We start from the raw sequence: 17,830 nt of genomic DNA on the forward strand, positions 1-17,830 counted from the left end.
ATGCCGCGATTATTCAGCGGCGCGGGCTGCGTATATTACGCTTTCCGCTTTACCAGTCAAGCATTTATTTTTGCTTTCCTGATGATTCGAACCTTGTCGAACCTTACTTAACACCGCATTCCGTAAGCCGTTGTGCCGTGTCAGTGGAGGCGCATTATAGGGAGTTCTTCCGGGCTGACAAGCGCTAATTTCAAATTAATTTCCGAGTGCCGATTTTTTCAGCAAAACCGCCCTAAACTGCCACTTTTTCCAGCGACGGAAAGCCATAACGCTGTAAAACCGGCGACAATTGCAGCGCCTCGCCGTTGAGATCGGTGCAAAATGCGCAGTTCGCCTGAGAAGAGTGCGCACCAGGCGATTCATGCTCCAGCAGCCAGGCGGTGCGGCGCGCTATTGCCGCGCCCGAATCAATTAATCGGGTGCCTTCGGGCAAGACCTGCTGCAGCTCTTCACGCAGTAAAGGAAAGTGCGTGCAGCCCAGCACCACCGTATCAGGCGGTTCGGCCATACGCAGCCAGGGCTGGACCGTGCGTCGCACATCCTCCAGCGCGATAGTCTGACCATGCAGCTTCCGTTCAGCCAGCTCCACCAGCTCCGCCGAGCCCAGCATGGCAATCCGGCATGAGGTGGCAAATTGCGCTACCAGATCGTGCGTATAAGGACGTCGCACCGTTGCGCGCGTCGCCAGCAGCCCCACCACGCCATTGCGCGTCAGGCGCGCCGCAGGCTTAATCGCCGGCACAACGCCCACGACGGGGAAGCCGAAGCGCGCGCGCAGCGCCGGCAAGGAGACCGTGCTGGCGGTATTACAGGCGATGATGCAAAGCGAAAGCGGATGACGGCTGGCAATCGCCCCGACGATATCGACAACGCGCTCGACAATATACTCTTCGCTCTTCTCCCCATAAGGAAAACCGGCGTTGTCGAACGCATAAAGATAGTGCAGGTCCGGCAGGAGCTGTCGGACCTCATCATAGACAGAGAGCCCACCTACGCCGGAGTCAAACACCAGCACGGTGGGGCGCAGATCAGAAGCTGTAGCTGGCGCTGAGGTAATACTCCGTTCCTGGAGTTCGATAGCCATACGCTGTCTCGTAGTCTTTATCAAACAGGTTGGCAATTCTACCACGAACCGTCAGCTGAGATGTGACCGGATACGACGCTGCGAGATCCCACAAACTGACGCCGCCCAGTTTAACGCGACGGGCAGGATAGCTGTTGTAGTCGTTATCAAAGCGATCGCCGAGATAGTGATAAGTCACCGACCAGTCGAGGTTATAAATCGTCCAGTCGAGCTGATACTTCACCTGCTGTTTAGCGCGGCGCACCAGCGGTTGATCCGTTTCGCCGTCGCGCGCGTCGACGTAGTCATAGGAGATCTGATGACCCAGCGGGCCGGTATCGAATGACGCGGTTGCCTCGACGCCTTTAATACGCGCCTTGCTGATGTTGTAGTAGCGATAGGTGGCGGGATCGCTGTCAATCAGGTTATCAATGTCGTTGCGATAACCCGATACCCGCCAGTTAACCGGTCCGGTTAGCCCTTCAAAGCCCCCTTCCCACTGCTTGCTCTTTTCGGGCTCAAGGTCGGGATTGCCATAGCCCGGACTATAAACCTGAGACAGGTTCGGCGCCTTAAAGGCGGTGCCATACGAGGCGAAGACGCGATAGCCTGAAATAAACTCCCAGGACGCGGCGGTTTGCCAGGTGTTGTGCCAGCCGAACTGGTTATTGTCGTCGCCGCGCAGCGCGCCTTCCAGCGTCACGCTGCCGAACTGCTGCTGCCCGGTGAGATAGAGGCCGGTGTTGCGCTGCTCATATCCTTCCGCCAGATAGTTAGTGCCCGGTTCGGTGGTCTCTTTCTGCCAGTCGATGCCGCCGCTCATCGCGCCCTGGCCGACCTGCACGGTATTGCCCCACTGCAGGTTGTACTGGGTAACGTCATCGAAGGTGGAGGCGGCGCCGTAGCGCCCGTTGCGCGGATCGTAGTTGATATCTTTAGTGCGGCTGTAACTGGCGATCAGCTGCGTCGAATAGATGTCGCGGTTGTAGCGCAGGCCGGTATCCCAGGTCTGGCTATAGAGCTGACGCGTATCCGCCAGGCCGACGACGTTAAAATCCTTGTCGTAGGTCAAGGACCCATCATAGGCGGTGCGGTTGTCGAAACCGTAGCCGCGCACAAATCCGCTCAGCTCATCGCTGAACTGGTGCTCGAGGTTGCCATAAAGGGTCTTACTCATAAACCCGTCTCTATCGCCCTGCGCCGGACCATAGTCGTTAGGATAGCCTGCGCCGACGTCGAAGCCGCGAGTATAGGTGTAGTTGCCGGCCAGCGTCAGTTTTGTGGCGTCGCCCAGCATCTGCTGCGTAGCACCGTCGTAGGACTGATAGCCTTGCGAACCAACGCCTGCGGTGAGCGTGGTGCCAAGCTGCGCACGGCCGGTAATGATATTCACCACGCCGCCGATAGCGTCCGACCCATAAACCGCCGAGCGCGCGCCGCGGATATATTCGATGCGCTGCACCAGCGAAAGCGGGATCTGGCTGAGGTCGGACGATCCAGAGATACCCGCCTGGTTGAGGCGAATGCCGTCAATCAGGATCAGCACGTGGCTGGAATTGGTGCCGCGAATAAACAGCGAGCTGGTTTGCCCCAGGCCGCCGTTCTGCGCCACATCGACGCCTGGCAGACGACGCATCACATCGGTCAGGCTTTTTGCCTGCCAGCGGTCAATCTCGGCGCGCGTCACCACCGTGGTGGGCGCCAGCACCGAGGAGGCCGGCTGGGCGAAACGGTTGGCGGTAACAACCTGCGTATCATCATTATCCTGAGCGAAACCAGGTTGCGCCCAGAGAGCAAGCGCCGTTGCGCTAAACGCAAACAGCGAAGCGGAGTGTTTTTTCATTGTTATGAGCATCCAAAAGACGAAACAGGATGCCGCAGGTATACGATCGATAGCACGCGATGACCGTACGAGTTGCGACGTCACGCCGGCAGGTCTTCGGGCTGGGAACCATAAGTGGCAAAGACTTCCCATCCAGCTGGACAGTGTCTGCAAGGCGATCGCCACGACGTTCCTTACCGCTGCGCGTCAGCTCCAGATTCACACTGGATTCCCTATTAACTCAGGCTGAGGCCGGCGCAGGCAGTCTACAGGAGTCATAATGGAAGTCCAGACAGCCAGACCGCCTCACGCGCGCAGGACTGGACAATGCCAGGTGAATGCCTACAATCGCCCGGCAAGTTTGCTATTAACCAGGATCGAACATGACACCCGAACATCTCCCGACTGAACAGTACGACGCGCAACTGGCCGAGAAAGTCAGCCGTTTACAAACGATGATGACGCCGTTCGCCGCGCCTGAAGCGGAGGTGTTTCGTTCGCCGGTCAGCCACTACCGGATGCGCGCGGAGTTTCGTCTCTGGCACGATGGCGACGATCTCTACCACATCATTTTCGATCAGGCGACGCGCGAGCGTATTCGCGTCGATCGCTTTCCCGCCGCCAGCGAGCTGATCAATGCGGTAATGCCGGAAATGATCGCGGCGATCCGCGATAACCGCGTGCTGCGCCATAAGCTGTTTCAGATCGATTATCTCTCGACGATGAGCAATGAGATTGTTATCTCGCTGCTCTACCACCGCAAGCTGGAGGCGGACTGGGTGGAAGCGGCGAGCGCCCTGCGCGACGCGCTGCGCGCCAAAGGCTATAAGGCGCAGCTGATTGGTCGCGCCACGAAAACCAAAATTTGCCTCGATCGCGACTTTATCGACGAGCGCCTGCCGGTGGCGGGCTCCGAGATGATCTACCGTCAGGTAGAGAACAGCTTTACGCAGCCCAACGCGGCGATGAACATTCAAATGCTGGAGTGGGCGCTGGACGTCACCAGCGGATCGCGCGGCGACCTGCTGGAACTCTACTGCGGCAACGGCAACTTTTCCCTGGCGCTGGCGCGCAATTTCCGCCGCGTGCTGGCGACAGAAATCGCCAAGCCCTCGGTGGCGGCGGCGCAGTTCAATATCGAGGCCAACCAGATCGATAACGTGCAGATTATTCGTATGGCAGCGGAAGAGTTTACCCAGGCGATGAACGGCGTGCGCAGCTTCAATCGCTTACAGGGCATCGACCTGAAGAGCTATGAATGCGAAACCATTTTTGTCGATCCGCCGCGCAGCGGGCTGGATGACGAGACGGTTAAGATGGTGCAGGCCTATCCGCGCATCCTCTATATCTCCTGCAACCCCGAGACGCTGTGCGACAACCTGCAAACGCTGGCGCAAACCCATAACGTTTCCCGTCTGGCGCTGTTCGATCAGTTCCCCTATACGCACCATATGGAGTGCGGCGTGTGGCTGACGCGTAAAGAAGCATAAAAACAGATCGCGGATTAACGCAGTACGCAGGGGAAGAGGACAGAAGAGCAAAGCGTCCCGCGCCGGGGATGAGGCGCGTACTGCGCGGGCCGAGCGAGCATGGATGCGCTAAGCGACTTTGCGATCCCTCTATACCGCCTGCGTCGGCACCTGACAAAAACGGGAACCTGAGGTTCCCGTTTTTGTTTATCAGTCGTTGTTCTTACGACGCTTCATCTTCACGCCGATCCAGAACACCAGCGCCACCATCAGCAGGGTCGGAATAAAATTGGAGCCGATATCCGGATACTCGGCGCGCACCAGCGCGCTATACACCAGAATGCCCAGCAGGAAAAACGCCGCCGCCAGACCCGGCATGCCATCCGGCATATTGCGGTTCAGATAACGCTGATGCAGGCTCCAGACCGCAAGCCCCAACGCGATAATCGGGAAGATAGAAAAGGGTACAAAGGCGCTGAACAGCACGGAAAACGAGCCGTTAATCGCTAAACCGGTAATAAAAGCCAGCAGCAGCGTGCCTCTATCGCGGGAAGTCGGTTGTGTCATGGCATTATCCTTATCGTTTACTCTTCGGGTTTTTCCAGGGTGACCGCCAGACGCTCCTGCTCGCGGCGATACCAGTAATAGGCGCCTTTGGCGATCATGCGCAGCTGCAGCACCAGGCGATCTTCAAGCTTGCGACGCTGCTCGATATCCACATCCAGCGCTTCCGCGCCTGCGCTAAAGACAATCGTCACCATCGCTTCCGCCTGCGCCTCGGTAAAGCTGCGCGGCATGCGATTTTCGACTTCAAGGTAGTCCGCCAGCTCGGCGATAAAATGCTGGATTTCACGCGCCACGGCGGCGCGAAACGCGGCGGAGGTGCCGGAACGTTCGCGCAGCAGCAGCCGAAACGCGTTAGGATTGTTGCCGATGAACTCCATAAAGGTGGAGACCGACGTTTTGATGATGCTGCCGCCTTTGGCGATGCGCTGACGCGCCTGACGCATCAGCTGACGCAGCATCAGGCCGCTCTCGTCGACCATGGTCAAACCAAGCTCATCAACATCTTTAAAATGACGATAAAAAGAGGTGGGCGCGATACCGGCCTCCCTGGCGACCTCGCGCAAACTCAAACTGGCGAAGCTGCGCTCGGCGCTGAGCTGGCTGAAAGCCGCCTCTATCAGCGTACGTCTTGTACGTTCTTTTTGTTGCGCTCTGACGCCCATTCTCTCTGCCTTGTGACGAGTTAAGAGGGCACTATAACAAAATTTTCAGCGTACATAGGTCAAAGTTTGTGACCGCCTGTGAACCTCACGCTTTGTCAAACCGAGGGGAATTTCGCTGTTAGAATTCAGATGTGCGCGGCGAGATGTTAGAATCTCGTTGTAAAAATGTATAGAAAATAGGACGTACTGGTATGCAAAAGTCTTACGATTACGATGCCATCGTGATTGGCTCCGGTCCTGGAGGTGAAGGTGCAGCCATGGGCCTGGTGAAGCAGGGAGCGCGCATCGCAGTGATCGAACGCTACCATAACATCGGCGGCGGTTGTACCCACTGGGGCACCATTCCCTCCAAAGCGCTTCGCCATGCAGTCAGTCGCATTATCGAATTTAACCAAAACCCGCTTTACAGCGATCACACTCGCCTGCTGCGCTCCTCGTTCGCCGACATCCTTAACCACACGGAGAACGTCATCAGCCAACAGACCGCGATGCGTCAGGGCTTTTACGAGCGCAACCGCTGCGAGTTGTTTCAGGGCAACGCCCATTTTATCGATGCCAACACCATCGAAGTCGAGCATTATGACGGCACGCGCGAGCGCCTGACGGCGGAAAAATTCGTTATCGCCTGCGGCTCTCGTCCTTACCATCCGGCGGATGTCGATTTTACCCACCCGCGCATTTACGACTCCGACTCCATCCTCAACCTGCATCACGAACCCGGCCACGTCATTATCTATGGCGCAGGCGTCATCGGCTGCGAGTATGCGTCGATTTTCCGCGGGCTGAACGTCAAGGTCGATTTGATCAACACCCGCGACCGTTTGCTGGCGTTTCTCGATCAGGAGATGTCCGATTCGCTCTCCTATCACTTCTGGAACAGCGGCGTCGTGATTCGCCACAACGAAGAGTTCGAGAAAATCGAAGGCGTTGAAGACGGCGTGATTATGCACCTGAAGTCGGGCAAAAAGGTGAAAGCCGACTGCCTGCTCTACGCCAATGGCCGAACCGGCAACACCGATTCGCTGGCGCTGGAAAATGTCGGGCTTGAGGCGGACGGACGCGGCTTGCTGAAGGTAAACAGCATGTATCAGACCGCGCAGCCCCACATCTATGCAGTGGGCGACGTTATCGGCTATCCGAGTCTGGCGTCAGCCGCCTACGATCAGGGCCGCATCGCCGCGCAGGCGATTATCAAAGGCGAAGCCAGCGCGCATCTGGTGGAAGATATCCCGACCGGTATCTATACCATTCCGGAAATCAGCTCGGTGGGCAAAACCGAGCAGCAGCTGACGGCGATGAAAGTGCCTTATGAGGTGGGCCGCGCGCAGTTTAAGCATCTGGCGCGCGCGCAGATTGTCGGCATGAACGTGGGCAGCCTGAAAATTCTGTTCCACCGCGAAACCAAAGAGATCCTCGGCATTCATTGCTTTGGCGAGCGCGCGGCGGAAATCATTCATATCGGCCAGGCGATTATGGAGCAGAAAAACGGCGGCAATACCATCGAGTACTTCGTTAATACCACCTTTAACTACCCCACCATGGCCGAAGCCTATCGCGTGGCCGCGCTAAACGGCTTAAACCGCCTGTTTTAACGTGGTGTCGAGATAGCCCTGCATGTGCGTGCGAATCGCTTCTGCCAGTTGCTCATAGCGGCTGCGCAGAGGCGAACCGGGACGATAGACCAGCGCGATGGTGCGCTGCGGCACAGGCTTATAGCACGGCAGATAGCAGACGCCGTCGCGCACCCGCTCTTGCGGCACCGCCAGCGCAGGCAGCAGCGTGATGCCGCTTCCGGCCGCGACCATATTGCGCAGCGTCTCCAGACTGGTGGCGCGGAAATGGGTATCTTCGTCAGCGCCCGCTTCAAAGCAGAAGCCCATCGCCTGATCGCGCAGGCAGTGGCCGTCTTCCAGCATCAGCAGCTTTTCGCCCGCCAGATCGGACATCGGCACGCGATCGCGATCGCGCCACGGGTGATCCTGATAGACCGCTAGCTTCATCGGCTCGTCAAACAGCGGCACCTCAATAAAGGCTTCGCTCTCTTTCACCAGCGCCAGAATCGCACAGTCGAGTTTGCCGCTGTCGAGCTGCGCCAGCAGCTGCTGCGTCTGCGCTTCGTGCAGATACATCTCAAGCTTGGGAAAGGTGCGATGCAGCATAGGAATAATTTGCGGCAGCAGGTAGGGGCCGGTGGTGGGGATCAGCCCGATATGCAGCGGGCCGGACATCGCTTCGCCCTGCTGGCTCGCCATCTCCTTTAATACTTTAACTTCCCGCAGCACGGTGCGCGCCTGATCGACCAGCAGCATGCCCGCCTGGGTGAACAACACTTTACGGCTGGTTCGCTCCAGCAGCATCACGCCTAGCTCATCCTCCAGCTTGCGGATCTGTCCGCTAAGCGTCGGCTGGCTGACGTGGCACGCGTCCGCCGCCCGGCGGAAGTGGCGATGCTCGGCAAGCGAAACCAGGTATTCAAGATCGCGAATGTTCATTGTTATCCTCCAGACCACGATAGCCCGTGGCGATAGATAGGATAGCAATGAACGATTAGCCCTATCAAGCAATGATCAGAATAATGCACGCATCAAATTCAGGCGATCTGCTCTCAAGGAGAAAATATGTTTGCAACTCAGGAAGGTAAGCCGGTTCCGCAGGTTATATTTCACACCCGCCAGGGCGATCGCTGGGTAGACGTCACCACAGATGAACTGTTTAAAGACAAGACGGTTATCGTCTTTTCGCTGCCGGGCGCCTTTACGCCTACCTGCTCATCGAGCCATCTGCCGCGCTACAACGAGCTTTATAGCGTGTTCGCGCAGCATGGCGTTGACGCTATTCTTTGCGTATCGGTCAACGATACCTTTGTGATGAACGCCTGGAAAGCGGAGCAGCGTGCGGAAAACATTACCTTTATTCCGGACGGCAACGGCGAATTCACACGCGGGATGGAGATGCTGGTCGAGAAATCGGACGTCGGTTTCGGCGCGCGCTCGTGGCGTTATTCGATGCTGGTGCGCAACGGCGTAATCGAGAAGATGTTCGTTGAGCCGAACAAGCCGGGCGATCCTTTTGAGGTTTCCGACGCCGATACCCTGCTGCGCTATCTGGCGCCTGAGTTCAAAGTACAGGAGTCCGTCTCGCTCTTCACCAAGCCTGGCTGTCCGTTCTGCACCAAAGCGAAACAGATGCTGATCGACAACAACATGCAGTTTGAAGAGATTGTGCTGGGTCAGGATGCCACCACCGTCAGCCTGCGCGCCGTATCGGGCCGCGCCACGGTCCCGCAGGTCTTTATCGGCGGCCGTCATATCGGCGGCAGCGACGATCTGGAGCAGTACCTGCTGTCAGCGTAAAAGAATCACTGTGTCAGCCGGAGCGCTGGCCCTCTGATGATGTGCCTATAAAAATAGTAATTAGATTCCGAAGCTAGAGGTTAGCGGGCAATTATTGCCCGCCTTTTTTTTGCCTGTCGATCAGCCGAGACGCTTTTTCGCCTCGGCGATGGCAAACGCCACCTGCTGCGGCGCAACGCCGCCTTTGGCGTTACGTTTTTCCAGACAGGACTGCAGCGCCAGGATAGCGTAAACGTCCTCTTCAATCGCCGCGCTGAACTGCTTTAGCTGCGTCAGCGACAGCGCTTCCAGCGCCACGCCCTGCCTGATCGCTTCCACTACCGCTTCGCCGACGATATGGTGCGCTTCGCGGAACGGCACGCCCTTCGCCACCAGATAGTCAGCCAGCTCGGTCGAGTTGGCGTAGCCCTGCTCCGCCGCTTCCTGGCAGCGCGGGCGTTTCACCTGAATGCCGTCCAGCACCAGCGCCGACATATGCAGACAGTCCAGCCAGGTATCGAGCGCGTCGAACAGCCCCTCTTTGTCTTCCTGCATATCTTTGTTGTAGGCGAGCGGCAGCCCTTTCAGCGTCATCATCATGCCGGTCAGCGCGCCCTGCACGCGGCCGCACTTGCCGCGGATCAGCTCCAGCGCGTCCGGGTTTTTCTTTTGCGGCATCAGCGACGAGCCGGACGTCACTTTGTCGGACAGCTCGACGAAGCCCGCTTCGCCGGTATTGAAAAAGATTAAGTCTTCGGCGAAGCGCGACAGATGCACCATGCCGATAGAGGCGTCGGCCAGCAGCTCCAGCACGTGATCGCGATCGGACACGGTGTCGAGACTGTTGCGCGTGGCGGAGGCGAAGCCCAGCCAGCCGGCCAGCTGGTCGCGATCGATGGCGTAGGCGGTGCCCGCCAGCGCGCCGCAGCCGAGCGGGCTGACGTCGAGACGCTTAAGCGTATCCTGCAGACGGCTTTCATCGCGCGCCAGCATTTCCACATAGGCCAGACACCAGTGGGCGAAGGTTACCGGCTGCGCGCGCTGCAGATGGGTATAGCCCGGCATCACCGCATCCTGATTCGCTTCGGCGGTCGCCGTCAGCGCCTGCTGCAGTTCGCGCGTCGCGCCCAGCAGCGCCTCGACCTGCGCTTTGCACCAGAGTTTCAGATCGGTCGCAACCTGATCGTTGCGGCTGCGGCCGGTATGCAGTTTTTTGCCCAGCGCGCCGACTTTCTCGATCAGCTGGCCTTCAACCCAGCTGTGAATATCTTCGGCGTCGCTTTGCAGAATCTGTTCCGGATCCGCCTGCACCTCAGCCAGCAGCGCATTCAGCGCCTGCTCCAGCTGCTGCTGCTCGTCGGCGCTCAGTACGTTGACCGTCACCAGCGCTTTGGACCAGGCGATGGAGCCGATAATATCCTGCTCCGCCAGACGATAGTCGAAGCGCAGCGAATCGTTGAACTGTTTGAAACGTTGGTCTGCTGCCTGGGTGAAACGTCCGCCCCAAAGTGCCATGTGAAACTCCTTCAATCCTTAAAGCAGAGGCGGCCCGAAGCCGCCTCTGCGAAATCTGGTTGGGCGAGGCGTACGCCTCGCCGGTTATTACTTCTTCTTCTGCTCGTTCAGGGCGCGAATGCGCGAGGAGAGCGAGAACAGACGGATAAATCCGCCTGCGTGACGGTGATCGTAAACCTCGTCCTCGCCGAAGGTGGCGAACTCTTCCGAGTAGAGGCTGTTGGAGGAGCGCTTCTGAATCGCCGTCGCCTGGCCTTTATAAAGCTGCAGCACCACTTCGCCGTTTACCTCTTCGGCCAGCGACTCGGCGGCGGCCTGGATTGACTTACGCAGCGGCGCGAACCAGCGGCCGTCGTAAACCACGTAAGACATCTCATGGCCCAGCTGCTCGCGCCATTTGAAGCTGTCGCGATCCAGCACCAGCTGCTCGACCGCGCGCAGCGCGTTCACCATAATGGTGCCGCCAGGGGTTTCGTAGCAGCCGCGCGATTTAATGCCCACCAGACGGTTTTCCACGATGTCGATACGACCTACGCCGTGCTTCGCGCCGATGGCGTTAAGCGCTTCCAGACACTGGAACGGGCTCAGCCTTTCGCCGTTGACGGCGACAACGCGGCCTTTTTCTACGGTAACGGTAACGTTTTCCGGCTGATCGGGCGCTTCCAGCGGATCCACGGTCCACACCCAGCAATCTTTGTTCGGCGCGTTAGCCGGACTTTCCAGCACGCCGCCTTCGGTCGAGATGTGCCAGGCGTTCTCGTCACGGCTGTAGATTTTTTCCAGCGACGCGGTGGTCGGGATGTTGCGCTCTTTCAGGTAGTCCAGCAGCGCTTCGCGCGAACGCAGGTTCCATTCGCGCCACGGCGCCACCACTTTCAGCTGCGGCGCCAGCGCGGTGTAGGTCGTTTCGAAACGTACCTGATCGTTGCCTTTGCCGGTCGCGCCGTGGCACAGCGCATCCGCGCCGACTTTCAGCGCCAGTTCGACCTGCGCCTTGGCGATAATCGGACGCGCCATCGAGGTACCCAGCAGATAGGTGCCTTCATAAAGCGCGCCGGTCTGCAGCACCGGATAAACGTAGTCGCTGATAAACTCTTCACGCAAATCGACTACGTGGCACTCAGAAGCGCCGGACTGCAGCGCCTTCTTCTCCACGCCTTCCAGATCGCTACGCTCCTGGCCGATATCCGCCACAAATGCCACGACTTCGCAGCCGCCGTAGTTCTCTTTCAGCCACGGAATGATGGCCGAGGTATCCAGGCCGCCGGAATAGGCCAGTACGATTTTTTTGATATTTTGCGTGCTCATGTCGTCATCCTAAATCTAAGTCGTTAAGCGAGGATCCGGGTGCCGATCGACACGCCGTTAAACAGGTCGGGCAGTTGCTCCGCGTGGCGCCAGCTGGCGATATCCACCGGGCGGCCCAGCGTGCGCGCCGCGTCGAGCGCCGCGTGCACTTTTACAATCATGCCATCGGTAATGATGCCTTGCGCGATCAGCTGCTCGGCTTTGGCGGCCGTCATCTCTTCGATGCGCTGGCCTTTGCCGTCGAGGATGCCGCTCACGTCGGAGAGCAACACCAGATCGGCGCCCAGCGTAGCCGCCAGCGCGGTCGCCGCCTGATCGGCGTTGACGTTCATCAGCGCGCCGCCGTCGGTGATGCCGATAGAGCTGACGATCGGCATATAGCCCGCGGCCAGCAGCGTGTTAACCAGCGCCGGATCGCCCGGCTCGGCGTGGCCAACGTGTCCCAGCTCTTCATCGAACTGCGCCACCTTCACCAGATCGGCGTCGCCCAGGCTCAGCCCGACCGCCTTGATACCGTGCTTTTTCGCCCAGGCGAGCAGGGTTTTGTTGGCGGTGCCCGCCAACGCGCCGGTAATAATGTCGATCTGATCGGCAGGCGTCACGCGCAGGCCGTTCTTCTTTTTCACCGGCAGCGACAGCTTTTTCATCAGCTCGTCGACCACGCACCCGCCGCCGTGAACGATCAGCAGCGGACGCTGATGGGCGCTGCGATAGGCCAGCAGCGCGTCGAACAGGCGCGCCAGCGCCTCTTCGCTGTCGAGCAGCACGCCGCCCAGTTTGATAATTAATGGCGTTGTCATGTGCATCCTTGTCCGTTAAATCAGCGACTGCGTTTCAGGGAAACCGAAGCGAATATTCATACACTGCACCGCCTGCGACGCGGCGCCTTTCAGCAGGTTGTCTTCCGCCGCGACGACGATCAGATGCTCGCCCTGCACCGCGAAGCCGATGTCGCAGAACGGCTGGCCGATAACCGCCTTCAGCGCCGGTACGCCCTGCTCGTAGATCCGCACCAGCGGCTTGTCGTGGTAAGCGTTATGGAACGCCGTCGCCACGTCGTCGTGCGTAACGCCCGGCTTCAGGCGGCAGGTGATGGTCGCCAGAATACCGCGCGGGAAGTTGCCGAGGTGCGGCGTGAAAATCACCGGCACGCCGAGGTGTGCGACAATCTCCGGATGGTGGCGATGATTGAAGAGCCCATACGCCGACAGGCTCACTTCGCAGAAGCTGGTGGCGACGCTCGCTTTCCGTCCCGCGCCGCTCACGCCGCTGGTGGCGTTGATCACCGGCCACTGGTCGGCGTTAAGCAGATCGCCTGCGACCAGCGGCTTCAGCGCCAGCTGCGCCGCGGTAGGATAGCAACCTGGCACCGCCACCAGCTGCGCCTCTTTGATCTGCGCATGGTTCCACTCCGCCAGCCCGTAGACCGCTTTATCGATCCAGTCGCCGTGCTGATGGGTAAAGCCGTAATAGCGCTGATAAAATTCGCCGTCGTTAACGCGGAACGCGCCGGAGAGATCAAACACCACGCAGCCGGCTTTCAGGAATTCCGGCGCCAGATCGTGACTGACTTCGTGCGCCGTCGCCAGAAACACCACGTCCACCTTATCCGCCCACTCGGCCGCGCTGCTTAGCGGCTGCAGCGGCAGGTCCACCACGCCTTTCAGCTGCGGATGCAGATCCGACAGAGGCTTTCCGGCATCCGGGCTTTGCGCTGAAACCGCCAAAGCGGTTATGTTCATATGTGGATGGCGATGAATGAAGGTGGCGAGCTCTACGCCAGCGTAACCACTGGCACCAACGATCAGCGTATTCAACATCAGGCTGTAACCCTTTTTACAGTCACACGTTCCGGGTCGCGGCTTTGCCCCGTGGCCCACGATGCCGTTTGCGAAGGATTTCTGCTTCCCAGCCAAGCGGCGTTAATGTATTTTTATTCACTATTAATGCATGAATATTGATACATCCTAACTCAAGGACCGTCAACAGTGAAGACAAAATTACCGCCTTTTATCGAACTCTACCGCCAGCTGATTGCGACTCCGACCATCAGCGCGACCGATGCGGCGCTCGATCAGAGCAATGAAACTTTAATCAATTTGCTGGCAGGCTGGTTTCGCGATCTGGGCTTCAGCGTCGAAGTGCAGCCGGTGCCCGGTACGCGCCATAAATTCAATATGCTGGCGCGCAGCGGCAGCGGCGCTGGCGGCCTGCTGTTGGCGGGTCACACCGATACGGTGCCGTTCGACGACGGGCGCTGGACGCGCGATCCCTTTACCCTGACGGAGCATGACAACAAGCTCTACGGCCTGGGCACTGCCGACATGAAAGGTTTTTTCGCCTTTATTCTCGACGCGCTGCGCGACGTCGATGTCAGCACGCTGAGCAAGCCGCTCTATATTCTCGCCACCGCCGATGAAGAAACCACCATGGCGGGCGCTAAGTACTTCTCTGAAACGGCGAGCATCCGTCCGGACTGCGCCATTATCGGCGAGCCGACCTCGCTGAAGCCGGTGCGCGCGCACAAAGGCCATCTCTCCCATGTGATTCGCGTGCAGGGCCAGTCTGGCCACTCCAGCGATCCGGCTCGCGGCGTCAACGCTATCGAACTGATGCACGACGCGATCGGTCATCTGATGCAGCTGCGCAACACCCTGAAAGAGCGCTATCACCACGACGGCTTCGCCATTCCCTATCCGACTATGAACTTCGGCCATATTCACGGCGGCGACGCGGCGAACCGTATCTGCGCCTGCTGCGAGCTGCATATGGATATTCGCCCGCTGCCGGGCCTGTCGCTAAACGACCTGGAAGGGCTGCTGAACGACTCGCTGGCGCCGGTCAGCGCGCGCTGGCCGGGCCGACTTACGGTCGGCGAGCTGCATCCGCCGATCCCGGGCTACGAATGTCCGGCTAACCACGAACTGGTCGCCGTGGTGGAAAAACTGCTCGGCACGCCGACCGAGGTGGTGAACTACTGCACCGAAGCGCCGTTTATTCAGGAGCTGTGCCCGACGCTGGTGCTGGGGCCAGGTTCGATCAACCAGGCGCATCAGCCGGATGAATTTATCGATACCGCATTTATTAAGCCGACTCGCGCCCTGATCGCGCAGGTTGTGCAGCACTTTTGTCGCTGATAAGCAATAAACAGGGCAATTCACTGTTAAGAAAGTAAATTTCCTGATCTCTGCGCGGGATTTGTTGATAAGAATAAATTATCCCGCTCCTCTCCAGTTAAAATCTTTGAATTTCCAGCAGTTAGGCGCATGTTACCGGGCGCTTATGCACATTGACGCCGCAGGGTTTACGTGGCTAGATAAAAGACGATGTTATACCCGGTGGGTGATTACTCATGCAGTTTCGGCCTTGCCGCCAACTGTGGGTGTAGAAGTTTACAAAGACGATAAGGGTGTCAGGGTCACATGAACGAACAATATTCCGCAATGCGAAGTAATGTCAGTATGCTCGGCAAACTGCTCGGGGATACGATCAAGGATGCACTAGGAGAGAACATCCTCGACCGGGTGGAGACCATCCGCAAACTCTCAAAGTCATCCCGCGCAGGAAATGACACTCATCGCAAGGAACTGCTTAATACGCTGCAAAACCTGTCGAACGACGAGCTGCTGCCGGTGGCGCGCGCTTTTAGCCAGTTTCTTAACCTGACCAACGTCGCCGAACAGTATCAAACCATTTCACGCAGCGGCGACGGCGCAAATCATCCCGAACTGCTGAAAACCACCTTCGATCGTCTTAAACAGCAGCCCGACGTTAGCGAAAGCGCGATCCGTGAAGCCATCGAATCGCTGTCGCTGGAGCTGGTGCTAACGGCGCACCCGACCGAGATCACCCGCCGCACGCTAATCCATAAGCTGGTCGAGGTGAATAGCTGCCTGAAACAGCTCGATCACAGCGATATCTCCGACTACGAGCGCAACCAGATTATGCGTCGCCTGCGTCAGCTGGTGGCGCAGGCGTGGCACACCGACGAGATCCGCAAATATCGCCCGACGCCGATCGACGAGGCGAAATGGGGTTTCGCCGTGGTGGAGAATAGCCTGTGGGAAGGCGTGCCCGCCTTTCTGCGCGAGTTGAACGAACAGGTTGAAGAGGCGTTCGGCGTGAAGCTGCCGGTGGACTTCGTGCCGGTGAAATTTACCTCCTGGATGGGCGGCGACCGCGACGGCAACCCGAACGTGACCGCTACGGTGACGCGCCACGCCATGCAGCTCAGCCGCTGGAAAGCCGCCGACCTCTTCCTGCGCGATATCGGCGTGCTGATCTCCGAGCTCTCAATGTCCGAATGCAGCGAAGAGGTGCGCGAGCTGTGCGGCGATCCGGAAGCCATTGAGCCTTACCGCGTCATCCTGAAGCGTATGCGCAGCCAGCTGCTAAATACGCAGGCTTACCTTGAGCGCCGCCTGAAGGGCGAGCGTCTGCCGCGTCCCGCCGATCTGCTGGTCTCCAACGATCAGCTCTGGACGCCGCTTTACGCTATCTATCAGTCGCTGCAGCAGTGTGACATGGGCATTATCGCCAACGGTCAGCTGCTGGATACGCTGCGCCGCGTGAAGTGCTTCGGCGTGCCGCTGGTGCGCATCGATCTGCGTCAGGAGAGCACGCGCCATACCGAAGCGATCGCCGAAGTGACCCGCTATCTCGGCCTCGGCGACTATGAAAGCTGGTCGGAAGCGGATAAGCAGGCCTTCCTGGTGCGCGAGCTTAACTCCAAGCGTCCGCTGCTGCCGCGCCACTGGGAGCCGAGCGACGAAACGCGCGAAGTGCTGGAAACCTGCCGCGTCGCCGCTGAAGCGCCGCAGGGCTCCATCGCCGCCTACGTTATTTCAATGGCGAAGACGCCGTCCGACGTGCTGGCGGTGCATCTGCTGCTGAAAGAGGCGGGCATCACCTTCGCGATGCCGGTGGCGCCGCTGTTTGAAACCCTTGACGACCTCAACAACGCTAACGACGTAATGAGCCAGCTGCTGAATATCGACTGGTATCGCGGCTTTATTCAGGGCAAGCAGATGGTGATGATCGGCTACTCCGACTCGGCGAAAGACGCCGGCGTGATGGCCGCCAGCTGGGCGCAGTATCAGGCGCAGGACGCGCTGATCAAAACCTGCGAGAAAGCCGGCATTGCCCTGACGCTGTTCCACGGACGCGGCGGCAGCATCGGTCGCGGCGGCGCGCCCGCGCACGCGGCGCTGCTCTCTCAGCCGCCCGGCAGCCTTAAGGGCGGCCTGCGGGTGACCGAACAGGGCGAGATGATCCGTTTTAAATATGGCCTGCCGGAAGTCACCATCGCCAGCCTGTCGCTCTACACCGGCGCGATTCTGGAAGCGAACCTGCTGCCGCCGCCGGAACCGAAAAAAGAGTGGCACAGCATTATGGATCAGCTTTCACAGCACTCCTGCGCCATGTATCGCGGCTACGTGCGTGAAAATCCGGACTTCGTGCCCTACTTCCGCTCCGCCACGCCGGAACAGGAGCTGGGCAAGCTGCCGCTCGGCTCGCGTCCGGCGAAACGTCGCCCGACCGGTGGCGTCGAGTCGCTGCGCGCCATTCCCTGGATTTTCGCCTGGACGCAGAACCGTCTGATGCTGCCCGCCTGGCTCGGCGCGGGCGCGGCGCTGCAAAAGGCCATGGACGAGGGTCATCAGGATCAGCTCGAAGCGATGTGCCGCGACTGGCCGTTCTTCTCGACGCGGCTCGGCATGCTGGAGATGGTCTTCGCCAAAGCCGACCTGTGGCTGGCGGAATATTACGATCAGCGTCTGGTAGACACCACGCTGTGGCCGCTGGGCAAACAGCTGCGCGACCAGCTTGACGCCGACATCAAAGCGGTGCTGACCATCGCCAACGACGCGCATCTGATGGCGGATCAGCCGTGGATAGCCGAGTCGATCGCGCTGCGTAACGTCTACACCGATCCGCTCAACGTGCTGCAGGCGGAGCTGCTGCAGCGTTCGCGCGCGCAGGAAGCGCGCGGCGAAGAGGCCGATCCGCGCGTGGAGCAGGCGCTGATGGTGACCATCGCGGGCGTCGCGGCAGGCATGCGTAATACCGGTTAATCCTTCCGTCCCTTCCGG

General features: G+C 59.2%; 14 protein-coding genes and 1 riboswitch. Of the genes, 5 read left to right on the top strand and 9 right to left on the bottom strand.

All coding sequences use genetic code 11. The features are described 5' to 3' along the window. Positions 1–232: 232 nt before the first annotated feature. Both murI and btuB read right to left on the bottom strand, forming a co-directional pair. Complete coding sequence (murI, locus tag HA46_RS10955; protein ID WP_033792978.1) at positions 233–1,084, bottom strand: glutamate racemase; 852 nt, start codon at positions 1,082–1,084, stop codon at positions 233–235. Further along, positions 1,029–2,906, bottom strand: coding sequence for a TonB-dependent vitamin B12 receptor BtuB (gene btuB / locus HA46_RS10960; protein WP_084884235.1), 1,878 nt, complete (start codon positions 2,904–2,906; stop codon positions 1,029–1,031). Before btuB ends, murI begins: the two co-directional genes overlap by 56 nt. Positions 2,907–2,976: 70 nt before the next feature. Further along, positions 2,977–3,156: riboswitch (cobalamin riboswitch) on the bottom strand. 112 nt (positions 3,157–3,268) lie between these two features. Here btuB and trmA point away from each other — a divergent pair. Beyond that, positions 3,269–4,375 (top strand): tRNA (uridine(54)-C5)-methyltransferase TrmA, encoded by a 1,107-nt coding sequence (trmA, locus tag HA46_RS10965; RefSeq protein ID WP_033792982.1) that lies wholly within the window; start codon positions 3,269–3,271, stop codon positions 4,373–4,375. A 189-nt stretch (positions 4,376–4,564) separates the two neighbouring features. Here the strand turns inward: trmA and HA46_RS10970 are convergent, their stop codons facing one another. Further along, the gene (locus HA46_RS10970) at positions 4,565–4,921 is read right to left on the bottom strand and encodes a YijD family membrane protein (protein ID WP_033792983.1); all 357 of its coding nucleotides are present in this window, start codon (positions 4,919–4,921) and stop codon (positions 4,565–4,567) included. A gap of 17 nt (positions 4,922–4,938) precedes the next feature. Then, positions 4,939–5,583: an HTH-type transcriptional repressor FabR gene (gene fabR, locus HA46_RS10975; protein ID WP_033755575.1), complete on the bottom strand. Its 645-nt coding sequence runs from the start codon at positions 5,581–5,583 to the stop codon at positions 4,939–4,941. 191 nt (positions 5,584–5,774) lie between these two features. On the opposite strand from fabR, the gene sthA reads away from it, so the two are divergent. Further along, the gene (gene sthA, locus HA46_RS10980) at positions 5,775–7,175 is read left to right on the top strand and encodes a Si-specific NAD(P)(+) transhydrogenase (RefSeq protein WP_033755573.1); all 1,401 of its coding nucleotides are present in this window, start codon (positions 5,775–5,777) and stop codon (positions 7,173–7,175) included. Here sthA and oxyR read toward each other — a convergent pair. Next, positions 7,158–8,075, bottom strand: coding sequence for a DNA-binding transcriptional regulator OxyR (oxyR, locus tag HA46_RS10985; protein WP_033792985.1), 918 nt, complete (start codon positions 8,073–8,075; stop codon positions 7,158–7,160). The genes sthA and oxyR overlap by 18 nt on opposite strands. A 126-nt stretch (positions 8,076–8,201) precedes the next feature. On the opposite strand from oxyR, the gene HA46_RS10990 reads away from it, so the two are divergent. Beyond that, positions 8,202–8,936, top strand: coding sequence for a glutathione peroxidase (locus HA46_RS10990; RefSeq protein ID WP_033792986.1), 735 nt, complete (start codon positions 8,202–8,204; stop codon positions 8,934–8,936). A gap of 120 nt (positions 8,937–9,056) precedes the next feature. Here the strand turns inward: HA46_RS10990 and argH are convergent, their stop codons facing one another. From argH to argC, 4 genes are all read right to left on the bottom strand, one after another. Further along, positions 9,057–10,430, bottom strand: coding sequence for an argininosuccinate lyase (argH, locus tag HA46_RS10995; RefSeq protein ID WP_084884238.1), 1,374 nt, complete (start codon positions 10,428–10,430; stop codon positions 9,057–9,059). 87 nt (positions 10,431–10,517) lie between these two features. After that, entirely contained in the window at positions 10,518–11,738 is a 1,221-nt protein-coding gene (locus tag HA46_RS11000; RefSeq protein WP_033792988.1) for an argininosuccinate synthase, read from the bottom strand. A gap of 23 nt (positions 11,739–11,761) precedes the next feature. Further along, complete coding sequence (gene argB / locus HA46_RS11005; protein WP_033792989.1) at positions 11,762–12,538, bottom strand: acetylglutamate kinase; 777 nt, start codon at positions 12,536–12,538, stop codon at positions 11,762–11,764. Positions 12,539–12,553: 15 nt separating this feature from the next. Next, positions 12,554–13,558, bottom strand: coding sequence for an N-acetyl-gamma-glutamyl-phosphate reductase (gene argC, locus HA46_RS11010; protein WP_084884241.1), 1,005 nt, complete (start codon positions 13,556–13,558; stop codon positions 12,554–12,556). 168 nt (positions 13,559–13,726) lie between these two features. Between argC and argE the strand changes: the two genes are divergently transcribed. Both argE and ppc read left to right on the top strand, forming a co-directional pair. Further along, entirely contained in the window at positions 13,727–14,875 is a 1,149-nt protein-coding gene (gene argE / locus HA46_RS11015; RefSeq protein WP_084884243.1) for an acetylornithine deacetylase, read from the top strand. A 285-nt stretch (positions 14,876–15,160) separates the two neighbouring features. Then, positions 15,161–17,812: a phosphoenolpyruvate carboxylase gene (gene ppc, locus HA46_RS11020; protein WP_033792993.1), complete on the top strand. Its 2,652-nt coding sequence runs from the start codon at positions 15,161–15,163 to the stop codon at positions 17,810–17,812. Positions 17,813–17,830 lie beyond the last annotated feature (18 nt).

Origin of the sequence: Pantoea septica, from assembly GCF_002095575.1 — a bacterium.
Lineage (GTDB): Bacteria > Pseudomonadota > Gammaproteobacteria > Enterobacterales > Enterobacteriaceae > Pantoea > Pantoea septica.

Coding starts and splice junctions, on each gene's coding strand:
- murI (WP_033792978.1), bottom strand. CDS start 1,084: ATGGCTATCGAACTCCAGGAACGGAGTATTACCTCAGCGCCAGCTACA.
- btuB (WP_084884235.1), bottom strand. CDS start 2,906: ATGAAAAAACACTCCGCTTCGCTGTTTGCGTTTAGCGCAACGGCGCTT.
- trmA (WP_033792982.1), top strand. CDS start 3,269: ATGACACCCGAACATCTCCCGACTGAACAGTACGACGCGCAACTGGCC.
- HA46_RS10970 (WP_033792983.1), bottom strand. CDS start 4,921: ATGACACAACCGACTTCCCGCGATAGAGGCACGCTGCTGCTGGCTTTT.
- fabR (WP_033755575.1), bottom strand. CDS start 5,583: ATGGGCGTCAGAGCGCAACAAAAAGAACGTACAAGACGTACGCTGATA.
- sthA (WP_033755573.1), top strand. CDS start 5,775: ATGCAAAAGTCTTACGATTACGATGCCATCGTGATTGGCTCCGGTCCT.
- oxyR (WP_033792985.1), bottom strand. CDS start 8,075: ATGAACATTCGCGATCTTGAATACCTGGTTTCGCTTGCCGAGCATCGC.
- HA46_RS10990 (WP_033792986.1), top strand. CDS start 8,202: ATGTTTGCAACTCAGGAAGGTAAGCCGGTTCCGCAGGTTATATTTCAC.
- argH (WP_084884238.1), bottom strand. CDS start 10,430: ATGGCACTTTGGGGCGGACGTTTCACCCAGGCAGCAGACCAACGTTTC.
- HA46_RS11000 (WP_033792988.1), bottom strand. CDS start 11,738: ATGAGCACGCAAAATATCAAAAAAATCGTACTGGCCTATTCCGGCGGC.
- argB (WP_033792989.1), bottom strand. CDS start 12,538: ATGACAACGCCATTAATTATCAAACTGGGCGGCGTGCTGCTCGACAGC.
- argC (WP_084884241.1), bottom strand. CDS start 13,558: ATGTTGAATACGCTGATCGTTGGTGCCAGTGGTTACGCTGGCGTAGAG.
- ppc (WP_033792993.1), top strand. CDS start 15,161: ATGAACGAACAATATTCCGCAATGCGAAGTAATGTCAGTATGCTCGGC.